Genomic DNA, 15874 nt, shown 5'->3' on the forward strand with positions numbered 1-15874 from the left:
ATCTTTAACAATTACATATTTAAAAAGAAATTGGTCTGCTTTTTGTTAAGTTACAGCGCATACCTAAAATAAAAATGATGAGGCTGTTAGAATTTTTATCCGTATTACGGAATAACGAACCGCTAACAAACTCATAACTAATGAAAAACACAAGAATACGCTTATGAAAAATTTTACTCAAAATGTTAAAATCATCCTGAACTTCTTCCCTTACCTACTTAAAAAGATTTATTTTAAACATTAATTGACGGGTAAGGCATCTATATTTGCATAGATGTTTACAGATATAGATAGTCCACTACAGCAATTAAAAGGTTTTCCGTCGCACCAGGTTCTGGTGAAAAGAGACGATTTAATTGACCCCTATATATCAGGAAACAAATGGCGTAAGTTAAAATATATTTTAGCTTACGCCGTTTTGCATTATAAAAACCACCTGGTAACATTTGGCGGAGCTTATTCTAATCATTTAGTCGCTACAGCTGCAGCATGTGCAAAGAAAGGTCTAAAAAGCACCGCTTTCGTAAGGGGTGATGCAGCAGAATGTTGGAACAACGAGATGTTGATGTTATGCAAACTGTTTGGCATGCAACTGATTTTTACGGACCGGCTCAGCTATAAAAACAAACCTGCGCTATTTGAATCCCATTTTGGAGAGGATAATAATACCTTATTTGTAGATGAAGGTGGGGCAAGCCACGAGGCTGTTAAGGGATGTGCCGAGATTATAGCCGAACTTCCTGCTGATGTAGATCATTTGTTTTGTGCTGCGGGCACGGGTACTACCGCTGCAGGCTTACTGACAGGTATTCATCAACAAAAATTAAAAACCCAGTTACATGTTATCCCTGTTTTAAAAGGTGGAGCATTTATTGCCGACGAGATCAATAAATATACAGGCAATACTGATCAGCTTGTGTTACACACAGATCATCATTTTGGAGGTTATGCCAAAACTACTCCCATATTAATCGATTTCATTAAAAAGTTCACTGCAAAAGAAGGCTTCCTCATAGACCCCGTTTATACCGGAAAAATGTTTTATGCCATTGACCACCTGATTGCAGCACAATATTTTAAACCAACTGACAAAATTGTGGCTTTACATACGGGAGGACTACTCGGTCTGATGGGTATGAAAGACAAATTCAACACATATGACAAAGAATAATATAGCCCTGATTGTACATACTTGCGACAGATATGAATTACTGTATAAAGGTTTCGAATATTTTTTTCAAAAAAACTGGGATTTCGAAATTCCGGTAACTTATTACTTTGCAACCGAAGAGCTATCGGTTGACGTTAAAAATTTTAAAAATATTAAATCTGGAAAAGGAGAATGGAGCAACAGACTGGTTAACCTTCTTGATCAGATTGAGGAAGATTATGTCATCTATTTTCAAGAAGACATGTGGTTAAATAAACCTGTAGACAAGGATGTATTTATCGAACTTTTTGAAAAAACTTTAGCAAATAAATGGCAGCTTGTAAAGCTCAATTCTTCAGACGTTTTTAAAACTACAGCTACCGGGAATTTCATTAAGGGCTTTAATATTTCGAAACTGGACAATAAAGAAAGTCGGTTTTTAATGTCCCACCAGGTATCACTATGGAACAAGGCTTTTTTTAAGGAACAACTGAAACCTAATGAACATCCATGGCGCAATGAACGAAAAGGAACAAAAAGGCTAAGAAAGCTGGATCCTGAAATTTTCCATTTGGATTATTTCGCGGAAAATGGCAACGCTGCCATTAATAAAAACTTAGCTGATGTTGTTAGAAGTGAGTATCAGAGTATATCTTTTAATGCGACACTTCATCATAATGCAGCACCCTTTTTAGAGGACCTTAAGTCAGTAAGTTATCTATCAGCCTATACGGAACAGCTAATTCACAATTATACACATCAGATTACACATGATGGCAAAGCCAAGCCCCTAAAAAAAGATATTTTTAAAAAAATAAAAAACTGGATTAAAGGAAAATAATGTAAATGCTTTCACATAATCACGATTATTTCGTATATTATGTTGCACATTGCTTGCCCTATTAGCAGTGCCAAAGGGATAGGACTATTTTTTATGGACAAGCTGAAAAATGATTTTTATCAGTTGATAAAAATGAATGAAAATCTATTAGATTTCATTTTTGAAGCAGCCCCAAAAGGGCTGTGCTATTGTCAATTAGGAGAAGACAAACAGGTCTGGGTAAACCCTGAATGGAAGCAGGCTTTAGGCTATAGCCCCCAGCACGAGTTCATGAGTATTGAAGATATCCTCAACAAGGAATGCCTGAACCATATTGTCAACAATCTAAGTGGTAAACGTTTTGATCCTACCGCCGAATACACCGTTTATTACAGACGGCATAATGGTGAGATCATAAAAACGTTTTGCACTGGGGTAATCTACAACGGTAAAGAAGGTACTGCACCGTGCCTTTTTATTGCGATTAAGCAGCTTAGTCCTATGGAAGGGTCACATGGCCATGCCAATGATGTCGCTATAGAAAACACGCAATTAAATGAAAAACTAAGGATAAGCGAAGAAAGATTCAGGCGTGCCTTTGACCATGCTGCAATAGGTATGGCCATAGTTGGTTTGCAAGGTAACTGGATGCGAATAAACCGCAGTATTTTTAACATACTTGGATATAAGCCATCAGAATTACTGAGACTAACCTTTCAGGATATTACGCATCCTGAGGACCTGGACAAAGACCTTCATCTCTTAAATGAGGTGATACAAGGTACCCGGGATTCTTATCAGATGGAGAAGAGATATTTACATAAGAACGGACATATTGTATGGGTTATTCTGGCGGTCTCTATTGTAAAAAGCAGTGAGGGCAAACCTTTACATTTTATTTCTCAGCTTACAGACATCAGCAAAGCTAAAGAGGCCGAATCGGAAATGAAGTCTGTTCTGGAAGTAACAAGTGATCAAAACAGACGTCTATTGAATTTTGCACATATTGTTTCACACAATCTCCGCTCCCATTCTGGAAACCTTAGTATGCTGCTAAACTTTATAGAAACAGATGTAGATGAGCAATCCAGACAGGAACTTTTTAAAATGTTCAGGCACGCTGCAGCTAACCTTCAGGAAACCATCGGACACCTGAACGAAGTAGTGGCGGTAAATACAACGATTTCAGAAAATCTCATAAAAGTTAACCTTAACAAAGCCATAAATGGAGCCATAGGAAATATAGAAGCTCTTTTAAAAGCTGCAGATGCAGTATGCCTGAATGAAGTAAAAGATAATGTCCTCATTGATGCTATTCCTGCTTACCTGGATAGCATTTTGCTTAACTTTTTAACCAATGCGATTAAATATCGTTCGAAAGAGCGAAAACCGGTTATTCATTTACTTACGGAAACTCAGGCCGAACTGGTTGTACTCACCATTCAGGATAATGGCATCGGAATTGACTTACAAGCCAACAGAGATAAAATATTTGGAATGTATAAAACCTTTCACACAAATAAAGATGCAAGAGGAATAGGCTTGTTTATTACAAAAAATCAAATTGAAGCTATGGGTGGCAGGGTAAGTGTAGAAAGTGAAGTAGATAAGGGCACAATTTTCAAGATATATTTCAAGTCACAGAAATAAGGATTTCATACCGTTTGCAAGTTTATTTTATAAATTATGTTTTTTATTACTGTATTTTTTAAAAAAAAGCTATTTTTAGCAGACAGATAATAAAAAAACCTAAAAACTAAACTAGCAATGAATAATTTGATGAATGAGTTCATGAACAAACTTGAACTCCGGAATGCACACGAACCTGAGTTTTTACAAGCGGTATATGAAGTAGCCGAATCAATTATTCCATTTAGTGAAGAGAATCAAAAGTATAAGTTTCATAAAGTTTTAGAACGTATAGCTGAACCGGAAAGGGTAATCATATTTAGAGTTCCCTGGTTAAATGACAAAGGTGAGGTTGAAGTAAACCGAGGTTTCAGGGTACAAATGAATAGTGCCATTGGCCCTTACAAAGGTGGATTACGCTTTCACCCTTCTGTAAACCTTAGTGTACTGAAATTTCTTGCTTTTGAGCAGGTTTTCAAAAATAGCTTAACCGGTCTCCCTATGGGTGGAGGAAAAGGTGGTGCGGACTTTGACCCAAAAGGAAAATCGGATGCGGAAGTAATGAAGTTTTGCCAGAGCTTTATGACTGAACTATATAAATACGTGGGTGCCGACATGGATGTTCCAGCTGGTGACATTGGCGTGGGTGCCAGAGAAATTGGTTACCTGTTTGGTCAGTACAAACGCATAAGTGGGGAATTTACCGGTGTGTTAACTGGAAAAGGGCCTGAATGGGGCGGCAGTCTGATCAGACCAGAAGCCACAGGCTACGGTGTCGTTTATTTTGTAGAAGAAATGCTTAAACTTCGGGGCGATTCCCTTAAAGGAAAAAATGTAGTCATTTCCGGATCTGGAAATGTGGCACAATACACTGTAGAAAAATGTATTGAAGTGGGAGCAAAAGTGCTTACCATATCCGACTCTGAAGGCTATGTATATGATCCGGCTGGAATTGACACGGAAAAACTGGCCTTTATTATGGCACTCAAAAATAACCGGAGAGGACGTATAAAAGAATATGCTGATCACTTTAACTGCGAGTTTTTCCCTGGTCAGAAACCATGGGGTGTAAAATGTGACATTGCATTCCCTAACGCTACACAAAATGAACTCGACGAAGCCGATGCCTTATTGTTGACGCAAAATGGTTGTTTTTGTGTCGCTGAAGGTGCGAATATGCCTTCAACTCCTTCAGCTATTCATGTGTTTGAACAAGCTAAAATCTTATATGCACCAGGTAAAGCTGCTAACGCAGGTGGCGTAGCAGTTTCGGGGTTGGAAATGTCGCAAAATTCACTTCGTTATGCTTGGGGACGCGAAAAAATAGATGATAAATTAAAAGTGATTATTGAGCAGATTCATCATGCCTGTGTTAAATATGGCAAGGAGAAAGATGGCTATATAAATTACGGAAAAGGAGCCAACATAGCTGGCTTTGTAAAAGTGGCCGATGCTATGATTGCCCAGGGAGTAGTATAACCACGTTCAAAAAAAGAGCTATTATGAAGAAAGGTTTAATCTGGCTGCTGCTAAATTTCTACTGCTTAACTTCATCATTAGCTCAAACGAAAGAACAACTCATTTCTAAAGAGGATTTATTTTTTTTGGAAGGCATAACAAGAGCTGTACTTGACACGTCAAGAATCCACCCTGGTCAGTCATTACCTGATCCTTTTGGGAAAAACAATACTGGAGGCACCCTGATCAGACCAGGAGGAAGGTCTACCTATCCTTCATTCTGGATTAGAGATTATGCAATGTCTCTTGAAACAGGGTTTGTTAAAAAAGAAGAACAAAAACACATGTTATGGTTAACTGCGGCAACACAGTGTGATCAGACATGGATTACAAAAGGAGGAAGCATGGTTCCTTTAGGTGCCATTGCCGACCACATAAGAGTGGATGATTCTTTACCGATCTACTTTCCGGGGACTTATGACCATGCTGCTCAGGGAACAGCTGAATATGGCACCCTTCCTCCTTATTGCGATCAGTTTTTCTTTATTCACATGGCGCATTTTTATGTTCAGAATTTTGGCACAACAAGCGTTCTGCTTCAAGAGATAAAAGGGACAAGATTAATTGATCGCCTGGAACAGGCATTTAAGGTACCTCCTTGTGGAGACGACCAGCTAGTACTAGCCACCGATACATTCAGGGGTGTTGATTTTGGATTTCGGGATGCTATTACGATTACTGGAAGGCTAAGCTTCCCTTCTATTTTGAAATATCAGGCAGCGGTTCAGCTCTCTTCACTTTTTCAAAAACTAAAAAATAAAGCTAAAGCCGGGCATTATGAAAAAATAGCAGGTAAAATTAAGGCTGCTTTACCTGCTCTTATAGATGGAAATGGAATGCTTAAGGCATCAGACGGAAAAAGTGCACAGGCGGACGTATGGAGTACTGCAATAGCTATCTATATGAACATTTTGGATCGCCAATCTGCGTTAAAAGCTTCCTCACACCTGGCACAAGCTTATTTATCAGGAAAACTAGCTTACAAAGGAGCAATCAGACATATCATCCATGGAGAAGATTTCAATAAGCTTACCGCCTGGGAGCAAGCTATTCCCCCGTTAAATCAATATCAAAATGGAGCTTATTGGCATACTCCTACGGGCTGGGTGGCACTTGCCATTGCAAGAGTAAACGCTAATGCTGCCAGGAAATTGATCAAAGAATTTATACAGGACTTAAAAGACAAAGATTTCCGAAAGGGAGCTAATTTTGGAGCACCATACGAGTGTTTTAATACAAGTAGCTATGCCGCCGGGCCGGTTTACCTAACCTCTGTTTCATGTCCTTTTATTGTGTTAAAAACTAAATAGAAGCATATTTTCATTACATTTGAAACGCACCAAAACGCGCGCTATACTTCCCAATTATAATGAACAATAAAAAACTAAACACATTTCTAGTTATACTGGTCCTTATATTGGTGGTATGGATGGTAAAAGGAACATTTATGCAGCCTGGGGTGAACGACTTAAAAGGAGGTTTTAAAGAAGTTGCCCACTACCGAAATGAAAACAATACAGGTCCTATACAACATGTGTTTGCAGTAACCGTAAAAGATACCGCTATTGCTGAAATAGAAACCTACGGGAATTTTATGCCACATCATAAAGGAGGAAACACAAAGGTTTATTTCTTTTTAGAAGGTGATCCGGTACCAGAAAACCTTTATGCCGGCAAAGTAAATTTTGATCCGCAGTTTAATCAACACTGTATTGCCCTTTACGAAAAAACTGCAATGGGCAATACAAGCATCGAAAAAGCCCCATTTAAATAAGTTATTAAACGAATGCCGAAAACCCGGTAATGGCCCGTCCAACAATCAATGTGTTGATTTCTTTTGTCCCTTCATAAGAATAAATAGCCTCGGCATCGGCAACAAAGCGTGCTACATCGTACTCAAGGAGGATGCCGTTCCCTCCCATTACTTCCCTGGCTCTGCTCACAACATCGCGGGTGCGCATTGAACAGAACACTTTTGCCAGCGACGCATGTTCGTCCGTCAGCAAGCCCTGATCTTGTAGTTGAGAAAGGCGAAAACATAAAGTTTGCATTGCTGTAAGATTAGACAGCATTTCTACCAGGTGATTCTGAATAAGCTGATAGGATGCGATTGGTCTTCCGAACTGCTTTCTGGTAAGTGTATATTTCAAAGCGCTTTCATAAGCACCTCTTGCGCAGCCTACAGCTTGCCAGGCCACCCCTGCCCTGGTCATCTTAAGCACTTTTGCAGTATCTTTAAATGAGTTGGCTCCCTGCAAACGATCTTCCTCATCAACTTCACAATTTGTTAAAGTGATTAATCCATTCTGAACAATACGCAGCGCCATTTTATCCTGCATTTTTTCGACTACAAAGCCCTTTGTCCCTTTTCTAACAAGGAATCCTTTAACCTGGTTATCATCTAGGTCTCTGGCCCATATAATAGTAACATCGGAAAATGTGGAATTACCTATCCATTTTTTTTGCCCGTTGAGTATCCATTTACTGCCTTGTCTTTTTGCTGTAGTAGTTAAACCTCCTGCTGCCCCCGATCCTACTTCAGGCTCGGTTAAACCGAATGCACCGATAACTTTCATCTGTTGCATATCGGGTAACCACTGCTGTTTTTGCACCTCCGAGCCCAGTAAATAAATAGACCCCATAGCGAGGCCACTCTGTACGCCAAAAAATGTAGACATAGAAGTATCTACCCTTGCCATTTCCATTGCCAGCATCCCCTCCATCAAATTGGTTTTACCGGGGCAGCCATAGCCATGATAGGTAAGTCCGCAGATATTTAATTCAGCAATTTTAGGAATCAGCTCAAACGGGAACTCGGCTTTGAGCCAGTATTTATTGACAACTGGTTTTACTTCTTTTTCAAGAAAAGCTCTTACTGTTAGCTGTAAAGCTCTGTCTTCATCTTTCAAAGCTTCTTCCCCTAAATGATAAAAGTCGCCCTCCACAGGTGGCAGTTCTTTCTTTTTACCAGGATTCCCAATCATTTTCATAAGCCCCTGTAACTGGGTCTCATCCAGATTGGAAACGGAATCTACGATTTTTGTCAGGTCAACCTTTTTAGATAAGGCTTCCAGTTTCTGAAAATCTACACTTTTAAAAAGGGTATAGGCATTTTTTAAAGACGAAAAGATATTGGCCATAATAAACTGTTTAAAATAAAACAGTTTATTATGGCTTTTGTTGGAAAGTGACTGAATTACCTCAGGTTAAACAAATTGTCGACGCCCAAAAGTTTACGGGATGTAAAACCTTCGCCATATGTTCCACCTACTGCTTTACCAAATTCCCGGGCGCGACCAATTACACTCTCAAAAAAATCTGGCGAGGAAATATAAGTATCCGGTTCATCCAGCTCCGGATTAAAAAACTGTGTTTTAAAAGCTTTAATTGCCGCTATTTTTCCATCAAAATAAGGTGTAATATCTATAATGATATCTGGTGCTATGTAACGGTCCTGAATATATTGCAACACCAATCCCGGTCTCCATGCTGTCTGTTCCTCGTTGTCCAGTTGCGTACTTATTTTCGACAACCCTGATAAAAAACAAGCGTCGTTAGCCAGATCGCCAGCTCTCCCATGATCGGGATGCCTGTCGTGCATGGCATTTGTCAGCACAATTTCAGGTTGGTATTTGCGGATCATTTTAACAACTTCCAGCTGATGCGCTTCGTTGTTTTCAAAAAAACCGTCTCTAAACTTAAGATTTTCGCGCGCATGTAAGCCCATAATCTTTGCTGAATCTGCGGCTTCCCCGTCCCGGATTTCGGCAGTCCCTCGTGTACCCAGTTCCCCTCTTGTAAAATCAATAATCCCTACTTTTTTACCAAGTGCAATGTGCTTTAAAATAGTTCCCGAACAGCCCAATTCTGCATCGTCGGGATGTACGGCAAGTACCAGTATATCTAACTTCATCTTATATTTTTTATTGTTAAAATAGCCTTTGAATTTTCTTCTTTACTTTGGAAGAAAGCGGCTTTGTGAAAGGAAAAAAGTAATCTACTACTTCACCATCCTTATTGATCAGGTATTTATGAAAATTCCAACGTGGTGTTGAACTTTGGGTAAGAAATTTAAATAATGGGTGCGCCTGTTCGCCACGCACCATAATCTTTTCAAATACGGGAAATTGCACGCCGTAATTCACCTCACAAAACGTGGCAATTGCCTCCCCTTCCAATGGTTCCTGTCGACCAAAATCATTTGAAGGGAAACCAAGGATTTCGAAATCATCTACACCAATCTGTTCTCTGAGTTTCTGAAGTTCATGTAGCTGAGGAGCGAAACCACAACCCGATGCAATGTTAACGATAAGCAACACCTTATTTTTATATTCGGAGAGCTTCTTTTCAGTTCCATTGATAAATTTCACCTTAAACTGGTGTACGCTTTTAGATTGGTCAGACATAGTATTATTGATAAAACCCTGAAGAAATGATAATAGACTCAATATCCCTATCTTCCTCCGGGCTATAGGTACTTTTCAGATTGTGGCCTACGACCCGTGCTACGGATTGGTATAAGAACGCAGTTACCCCCCCTTTTGTTTCCCGAATAATATCATAAGTTGTACGCCCCACTTGTCTGTCGATCAATTTTGTTAAAATCTGTCCCTGTGTAATCGTCAGCTCTTTAATTTCGCGATTAAACATTTCTTTGATTTCTTTATCGCATTGCTTCACCAGTTTCTTTTGCTCCTTTTTATCAGCAGTTACTGCAAGATCCCTTTCCAATTGTTCATAGCGTCTCTTAGCAAATAATGCGTAAGGCATAACTTTCATGACATTATAACGCAAACGATTATAAGCAGCCTGATCTGCGGGTGATTTAAAAATCCTTACCCCATAAATTTCAACCTCTTTTAGCGATATCCAGGGTATCATTTCCCCGTTCTCATTCGTTCCTGCAACTCTTATGGTATCGTTTTTTCCTAAAACAGGCATTTTCACAGGCACAGAGCTCACCTGAGCTTCAACCGAAGTAGCTGTAATAATGACAATTAAAGGAATCAACAACCTGTAAAAATTCATAATTTTATAACTCCTGCAAAGTTAGGGCTAATTTTATATTTTTGTCGCTTTGTTAGTCTAATATACCCATTTCGACCTAAATAGGTATATTTTTTACGCAAATAATACAAAAAAATCCGACAACAATATTAGAATGATGTAACTAATATTCCCTACAACATGGATTATTTTACGCATTCATAAATACCAATATATGACAAACATTCATTTGGTAGAATTATTGTTCATAATAGTTTTAATCTTTGCAAAAAGACTTATATTAAGGGAAAACATAAATACGGATAAAGTCATTCCGAAATGAATAGTATCAGGATAACTTTATTATCGATAAAAGACCAACATATACTACAATGAAAAACGCATTAGTGATTGATTTAGAAGCCGAGAAACAAGAGATACTGAAAAGATACCGTGCCCTTTTGCGTGCCTGTAAACCTACAATGCAACGGGGGGACAAGAAGGAGATCAGAAAAGCATTTGACATGGCCCTGGAAAGCCATAAAAATATGCGCAGAAAATCTGGAGAGCCTTATATCTACCATCCTATTGCCGTAGCACAGATTGCAGCGGAAGAAATAGGCTTGGGTACCACATCTATTGTATGTGCATTACTGCACGATGTAGTAGAAGATACAGATATCACTTTAGAAGATATTGAACGCGAGTTTGGAAAAAAAACTGCGAAAATTATAGATGGCTTAACGAAGATATCAGGCGTATTTGATTACAATAGTTCACTGCAGGCAGAAAACTTCAGAAAAATGCTGCTTACCCTTGCAGATGATGTAAGGGTTATTTTGATTAAACTGGCAGACCGTTTGCACAATATGCGGACCATGGATTTCATGCCGCGGCAAAAGCAGCTTAAAATTGCATCCGAAACCATTTACCTGTATGCACCCTTAGCACATAGATTGGGTTTGTATGCGATCAAATCTGAATTGGAAGACCTTTCCATGAAATACCTGGAACCGGATACTTACAAATATATTGCTACGCAACTGAATGAGAAAAAAGCGGAAAGAACGCTTTTCATCAAAAGGTTTGTGGAACCAATAAGAGAGATCCTTGCAGAACAGGGTTTGGTAGCCGACATTTACGGTCGCCCGAAATCAATCCATTCTATATGGAACAAGATGAAAAGTAAAAATATTCCTTTTGAAGAGGTATATGATCTTTTTGCAATCAGGATTATATTGGACAGTCCGCCAGAAAATGAAAAGGCTGACTGTTGGAAAGCTTATTCTATTGTAACTGATTTATACCGTCCAAATCCGGATCGTTTGCGCGACTGGGTATCTTCGCCTAAAGGGAACGGCTATGAATCGTTACATACAACGGTAATGGGACCTAAAGGACAATGGGTGGAAGTTCAGATCCGGACACAGCGCATGAATGAGATTGCGGAAAAAGGATTTGCTGCACATTGGAAGTACAAAGAATCCAGCAACGATAACGGTTTAGATCAATGGATCATGAAAGTACGGGAGATGTTGAGTAATCCTGAAGCAAATGCACTGGATTTTCTGGACGATTTCAAGATGAACCTGTTCTCGGACGAGATCTTTATTTTTACGCCTAAGGGTGCTTTACTACAACTGCCATTGGGAGCAACAGCATTAGATTTTGCTTTCGAAATCCATACAGATGTGGGTGCAAAATGTATTGGCGCCAAGGTGAACCACAAACTAGTTCCACTTTCGTATAAGCTTCAAAATGGCGACCAAGTGGAAATTATTACTTCAAGTAAGCAATCGCCCAAAGAAGATTGGCTAAACATTGTGGTTACGGCCAAGGCGAAATCTAAGATCAAATCTTCATTAAAAGAAGAAAAGAGAAAGATTGCGGAGATTGGTAAAGAAACGCTGGAACGCAAAATGAAGTCTTTGAAAATCACTTACAACACGGATAATTTAAATAAGCTAAGTTATTTCTTTAAGCTTCCTTCTACTCAGGAGTTGTTTATTGCTGTTGCGAAGGGCAAAATTGAATTAAAGGATTTAAAAGACTACCTGGCAAGTGAGAAAGAGATCGAGAATAGAGGTTCAGAGAAAAATGACAATCAGCAGATAGATGCTTTATTACATAAGGTAAAAGGTCCGGAATCCGACATTTTGTTAATTGGAGAAGACCTGCAAAAGATAGATTATACACTTGCCGCCTGCTGTAACCCTATTCCCGGTGATGATGTTTTTGGCTTCGTAACGGTGAATGAGGGTATAAAAATACATCGTACCAATTGTCCGAATGCGGCACAACTGATGGCTAATTATGGTTATCGCGTGGTAAAAGCAAAATGGAACAGACAAAAAGAATTGACTTTCTTAACAGGACTGCATATTATTGGTATTGATGATGTTGGATTAATCAACAATATTACTAAAGTTATATCAAACGATTTTAAGGTAAATATGCGTTCTATAACTGTAGATACAGATAATGGAATTTTTGATGGATCAATTATGATCTTTGTAAATGATAAAGAACATCTTGATAACCTGATTAAAAATCTGTTAGAAGTTAAAGGTGTAACAGGTGTTACCCGTTTTGATGCCTAAAAATAACAATAAATCGTAGCGATTATATAAAAAATTGATACCTTTGAAAGGAGTTTAAAAACTATGTCGACAAACCACAACAGCGAGTTAGTTAGGAAAATATTTGAAGCCTACCTCGAAAATAAAAGTCTGAGAAAAACACCGGAGCGTTTTGCCATCTTAGAAGAAATTTACTCAAGAGATGATCATTTCGATGTTGAGACCCTCTATATCCACATGAAAAATCAAAAATACCGTGTGAGCAGGGCTACGGTATACAATACTTTAGAGTTATTGGTTTCATGTGATCTGGTTACTAAACATCAGTTTGGTAAAAACATGGCTCAGTTTGAGAAATCTTATGGCTATCATCAACATGATCACATCATCTGCATTGACTGTGGTAAGGTTGTAGAATTCTGCGACCCACGTATCCACCAGATACAAAGTATGGTTGGTGAGCTATTAAAGTTTGAAATCAAACACCACTCTTTAAACCTTTATGGAGTTTGTTTCGATTGTTCTGCTAAAGCAGCAATGAACAATCAGAATACAGACATTAAACATGCAAGTTAAACAATTATAATATTTCCATTTTTAAATTTAAATAATGACGCAAGTAGACGTGCTTCTGGGCCTGCAATGGGGCGATGAAGGCAAGGGAAAAATTGTTGATGTTCTTAGTCCGCAATATGATTTGATAGCTCGTTTTCAAGGCGGTCCGAATGCCGGACATACTTTAGAGTTTGATGGCAAAAAATTTGTTTTAAACACTATTCCTTCTGGTATCTTTAACGAGAAAACAATGAACCTGATTGGAAACGGTGTGGTAATTGATCCCATCATTTTAAAAAGGGAACTGGATAACCTGAAAAAAGCAGGTCACGATCCCGTTGCTAAAGGCAAACTCGTAATTGCCCGTAAAGCTCACCTTATTTTACCTACCCACCAGTTGCTGGATGCAGCAAATGAACAAAAAATGGGAAAAGATAAAATAGGGTCTACCTTAAAAGGAATTGGCCCTACTTATATGGACAAAACCGGACGTAATGGTCTTAGAGTTGGTGATACGACATTACCTGATTTCAAAGAGCGTTACAATAAACTGGTAGAGAAACACAAAGAAATACTTTCTCATTACGAGTTTGAATACGATTTAACTGAAAAAGAAGCGGCTTTCTTCGAAGCTGTTGAATTCATCAAAAATATTCCTCATGTAGATAGTGAGCATTTTGTAAATGGTTATTTAAAAGAAGGAAAAACTGTGCTTGCTGAAGGTGCACAGGGAACATTATTAGATGTAGACTTTGGTTCTTATCCTTTTGTAACCTCATCTAACACAACTACTGCTGGTGCTTGTACTGGATTGGGTATTGCTCCAAATAAAGTTGGTGCTGTTTATGGTATTTTTAAAGCTTATTGTACACGTGTTGGTGGTGGTCCTTTCCCTACTGAACTTGATGATGAAGTTGGTGAAACTTTACGTCAGGTTGGTCACGAATTTGGTGCAACAACTGGTCGCGCCCGTCGTTGCGGATGGATTGACCTTCCAGCATTAAAATATGCAATTATGCTGAATGGTGTAACTGAGTTAATAATGATGAAGGCTGATGTGTTAGATGGCTTTGATACCATTTACGCTTGTACACATTATGAGCATAATGGTGAAACTATTGACTACATGCCGTATGATATCATTTCTGTAAAACCAATTCCTGTATTAAAAGCTATTGAAGGTTGGAAAACTGATGTAACGAAAGTTAGCAAGATTGAAGAGATTCCCGCGAAACTAAGCGAGTACATTGCTTTCTTAGAAAAAGAGCTGGAAGTTCCTGTTAAGTATCTTTCTGTAGGACCGGACAGAGTACAAACATTGGAATTGATCTAAAATTCTTTATTATATTAAAAAAGGGCGGTATTCAGAATACCGCCCTTTTTTATGAGATTAAGCTAAGCAGGTATATTTACCTACTTCAGTACCATCATCCTTCAACATACTAAGCTGTAGACTTTTTTGATCTGCTTTTACTTTTATGAGTGTACGATTTCCGTCTTTTGGCCCTCCTCCAATTATAATTGGATAAGGGTGCTCCGCTGACGGCGGCCAAACACCATATTTATGGGTATGTCCTGAAATAACGATATCGATTTTATGTTTTGCAAATAAAGGGGCAAATAACTGGCGACAATGCATCGGCCCATGCCAATCGCCAGAATGATAATGTGGAATATGCATCATGACTACCCGAAACTTCGCTTTCTTAAAAGCTGGTGTTGTCATAATCTCTTTTAACCAACGCTCCTGTTCTTCTCTATAGCCATCAAAATCGACTATTCCTGCATATACCGGGTGGTCATCAACCTTATCCTCGCCAGTATCGAGCACTATGTTAAATACCGGCCCCCATTTGTAGGCAAAATATCCCTTACCTCCTTTGTTAGAAAAATATTCAGGCAACTCTCTGGAAAACTTCCCTCTGGTTTCGTGATTGCCGCGAACAAACATAAAAGGCTTTGTACTGGCAAAAACATCCGTTGACGGTGTCAGCAAATGATCGATAATTTGCTGTTCGTCTGTTTGGTGATCGAATATATCTCCGTTGTAAAAAACATAATCAAATTCCTCATTTCCATTTAATTTCAAAAGATGGGGTATTGATTGCGGCCTATCATGAATATCATTCATCACCAGCCATGAAACCTGCTCCGGATTTAATTCAGGAGTGGTAAACGTATAAGTATCACTGGTAATGGTTTCTCCATATTTTAACGCGTAGGGTTGAAAATCGACGATTTCTTTGGCTACTACCCGATAGCTATATTTAGTATTGGGCTTCAATCCCTTTAATGGCACATTGTTGATTCGGTTATGTGCATCGACAAGTCCTCCGTTAACCTGGTGAGCTTTTTTATCAAGATTTATGGTTTCACCATATTCAACCCAGCTATAACATAGCTTATTGGTAAGCCACCTGATCGTCATGCTGTTTGCTTCAGGATCCTGCAAATAGGGTTTTGTAAGAAATACATGTCCTTGAACAGGATTTGCGGTTAAAGCATCTAATACTGCAGCTGAGCTGCTGCCGGGCAAAAAAGCGGCCAAAGAACCCAGTATGCCAGCTTTAGAAAGGTTGCCTAAAAATTCACGACGGGGATGACCATTTATCTCTTGTTTCATAATGCGTTATAAAA

Annotated in this window: 14 protein-coding genes; 9 read left to right on the forward strand and 5 right to left on the reverse strand. The window is 38.8% G+C overall.

Annotation, left to right across the window (positions count from 1 at the left end):
• The first annotated feature begins 274 nt into the window (after positions 1-274).
• The 6 genes from R2Q84_RS07350 (at position 275) to R2Q84_RS07375 (ending at position 6891) form a co-directional block, all read left to right on the forward strand.
• Positions 275-1171: a 1-aminocyclopropane-1-carboxylate deaminase/D-cysteine desulfhydrase gene (locus R2Q84_RS07350; protein ID WP_316815887.1), complete on the forward strand. Its 897-nt coding sequence runs from the start codon at positions 275-277 to the stop codon at positions 1169-1171.
• A complete protein-coding gene (locus R2Q84_RS07355) occupies positions 1158-1991 on the forward strand; it encodes a hypothetical protein (RefSeq protein ID WP_316815888.1) in 834 nt (277 codons plus the stop codon). The genes R2Q84_RS07350 and R2Q84_RS07355 overlap by 14 nt, the downstream gene beginning before the upstream one ends.
• Positions 1992-2084: 93 nt before the next feature.
• Positions 2085-3620, forward strand: coding sequence for a PAS domain S-box protein (locus tag R2Q84_RS07360; RefSeq protein WP_316815889.1), 1536 nt, complete (start codon positions 2085-2087; stop codon positions 3618-3620).
• Between the two features lie 117 nt (positions 3621-3737).
• On the forward strand, positions 3738-5078 hold the full coding sequence (gene gdhA, locus R2Q84_RS07365) for an NADP-specific glutamate dehydrogenase (RefSeq protein ID WP_410478406.1): 1341 nt from the start codon (positions 3738-3740) through the stop codon (positions 5076-5078).
• A gap of 23 nt (positions 5079-5101) precedes the next feature.
• Positions 5102-6427: a hypothetical protein gene (locus R2Q84_RS07370; protein WP_316815890.1), complete on the forward strand. Its 1326-nt coding sequence runs from the start codon at positions 5102-5104 to the stop codon at positions 6425-6427.
• Between the two features lie 59 nt (positions 6428-6486).
• A complete protein-coding gene (locus R2Q84_RS07375; protein ID WP_316815891.1) occupies positions 6487-6891 on the forward strand; it encodes a hypothetical protein in 405 nt (134 codons plus the stop codon).
• 4 nt (positions 6892-6895) lie between these two features.
• Here the strand turns inward: R2Q84_RS07375 and R2Q84_RS07380 are convergent, their stop codons facing one another.
• From R2Q84_RS07380 to R2Q84_RS07395, 4 genes are read right to left on the reverse strand one after another with little or no spacing between them, the layout of a single operon-like run.
• On the reverse strand, positions 6896-8257 hold the full coding sequence (locus tag R2Q84_RS07380) for an acyl-CoA dehydrogenase family protein (protein WP_316815892.1): 1362 nt from the start codon (positions 8255-8257) through the stop codon (positions 6896-6898).
• A gap of 56 nt (positions 8258-8313) precedes the next feature.
• Positions 8314-9030 carry a bacillithiol biosynthesis deacetylase BshB1 gene (bshB1, locus tag R2Q84_RS07385; RefSeq protein WP_316815893.1) on the reverse strand — a complete coding sequence of 239 codons (717 nt, stop codon included), beginning with the start codon at positions 9028-9030 and terminating at the stop codon, positions 8314-8316.
• A 16-nt stretch (positions 9031-9046) separates the two neighbouring features.
• A complete protein-coding gene (locus R2Q84_RS07390; RefSeq protein WP_316815894.1) occupies positions 9047-9523 on the reverse strand; it encodes a glutathione peroxidase in 477 nt (158 codons plus the stop codon).
• A gap of 4 nt (positions 9524-9527) precedes the next feature.
• Positions 9528-10145 (reverse strand): DUF4294 domain-containing protein, encoded by a 618-nt coding sequence (locus tag R2Q84_RS07395; protein WP_316815895.1) that lies wholly within the window; start codon positions 10143-10145, stop codon positions 9528-9530.
• Between the two features lie 350 nt (positions 10146-10495).
• Here R2Q84_RS07395 and R2Q84_RS07400 point away from each other — a divergent pair, with 350 nt between their 5' ends.
• From R2Q84_RS07400 to R2Q84_RS07410, 3 genes are all read left to right on the forward strand, one after another.
• Positions 10496-12703 (forward strand): bifunctional (p)ppGpp synthetase/guanosine-3',5'-bis(diphosphate) 3'-pyrophosphohydrolase, encoded by a 2208-nt coding sequence (locus R2Q84_RS07400; protein ID WP_316815896.1) that lies wholly within the window; start codon positions 10496-10498, stop codon positions 12701-12703.
• Positions 12704-12766: 63 nt separating this feature from the next.
• Entirely contained in the window at positions 12767-13258 is a 492-nt protein-coding gene (locus tag R2Q84_RS07405) for a transcriptional repressor (protein WP_316815897.1), read from the forward strand.
• A gap of 34 nt (positions 13259-13292) precedes the next feature.
• Entirely contained in the window at positions 13293-14570 is a 1278-nt protein-coding gene (locus tag R2Q84_RS07410) for an adenylosuccinate synthase (RefSeq protein WP_316815898.1), read from the forward strand.
• Between the two features lie 57 nt (positions 14571-14627).
• Here R2Q84_RS07410 and R2Q84_RS07415 read toward each other — a convergent pair whose 3' ends face one another.
• Entirely contained in the window at positions 14628-15860 is a 1233-nt protein-coding gene (locus tag R2Q84_RS07415) for an FN3 domain-containing metallophosphoesterase family protein (protein WP_316815899.1), read from the reverse strand.
• Positions 15861-15874 lie beyond the last annotated feature (14 nt).

It is taken from the genome of Pedobacter nyackensis (genome assembly GCF_032678475.1).
Taxonomy (GTDB): Bacteria; Bacteroidota; Bacteroidia; order Sphingobacteriales; family Sphingobacteriaceae; genus Pedobacter; species Pedobacter nyackensis_A.

What these genes read in the sequence shown, in the direction of transcription:
- R2Q84_RS07350 (WP_316815887.1), top strand. Translation starts at nt 275, where the DNA reads ATGTTTACAGATATAGATAGTCCACTACAGCAATTAAAAGGTTTTCCG.
- R2Q84_RS07355 (WP_316815888.1), top strand. Translation starts at nt 1,158, where the DNA reads ATGACAAAGAATAATATAGCCCTGATTGTACATACTTGCGACAGATAT.
- R2Q84_RS07360 (WP_316815889.1), top strand. Translation starts at nt 2,085, where the DNA reads ATGGACAAGCTGAAAAATGATTTTTATCAGTTGATAAAAATGAATGAA.
- gdhA (WP_410478406.1), top strand. Translation starts at nt 3,738, where the DNA reads ATGAATAATTTGATGAATGAGTTCATGAACAAACTTGAACTCCGGAAT.
- R2Q84_RS07370 (WP_316815890.1), top strand. Translation starts at nt 5,102, where the DNA reads ATGAAGAAAGGTTTAATCTGGCTGCTGCTAAATTTCTACTGCTTAACT.
- R2Q84_RS07375 (WP_316815891.1), top strand. Translation starts at nt 6,487, where the DNA reads ATGAACAATAAAAAACTAAACACATTTCTAGTTATACTGGTCCTTATA.
- R2Q84_RS07380 (WP_316815892.1), bottom strand. Translation starts at nt 8,257, where the DNA reads ATGGCCAATATCTTTTCGTCTTTAAAAAATGCCTATACCCTTTTTAAA.
- bshB1 (WP_316815893.1), bottom strand. Translation starts at nt 9,030, where the DNA reads ATGAAGTTAGATATACTGGTACTTGCCGTACATCCCGACGATGCAGAA.
- R2Q84_RS07390 (WP_316815894.1), bottom strand. Translation starts at nt 9,523, where the DNA reads ATGTCTGACCAATCTAAAAGCGTACACCAGTTTAAGGTGAAATTTATC.
- R2Q84_RS07395 (WP_316815895.1), bottom strand. Translation starts at nt 10,145, where the DNA reads ATGAATTTTTACAGGTTGTTGATTCCTTTAATTGTCATTATTACAGCT.
- R2Q84_RS07400 (WP_316815896.1), top strand. Translation starts at nt 10,496, where the DNA reads ATGAAAAACGCATTAGTGATTGATTTAGAAGCCGAGAAACAAGAGATA.
- R2Q84_RS07405 (WP_316815897.1), top strand. Translation starts at nt 12,767, where the DNA reads ATGTCGACAAACCACAACAGCGAGTTAGTTAGGAAAATATTTGAAGCC.
- R2Q84_RS07410 (WP_316815898.1), top strand. Translation starts at nt 13,293, where the DNA reads ATGACGCAAGTAGACGTGCTTCTGGGCCTGCAATGGGGCGATGAAGGC.
- R2Q84_RS07415 (WP_316815899.1), bottom strand. Translation starts at nt 15,860, where the DNA reads ATGAAACAAGAGATAAATGGTCATCCCCGTCGTGAATTTTTAGGCAAC.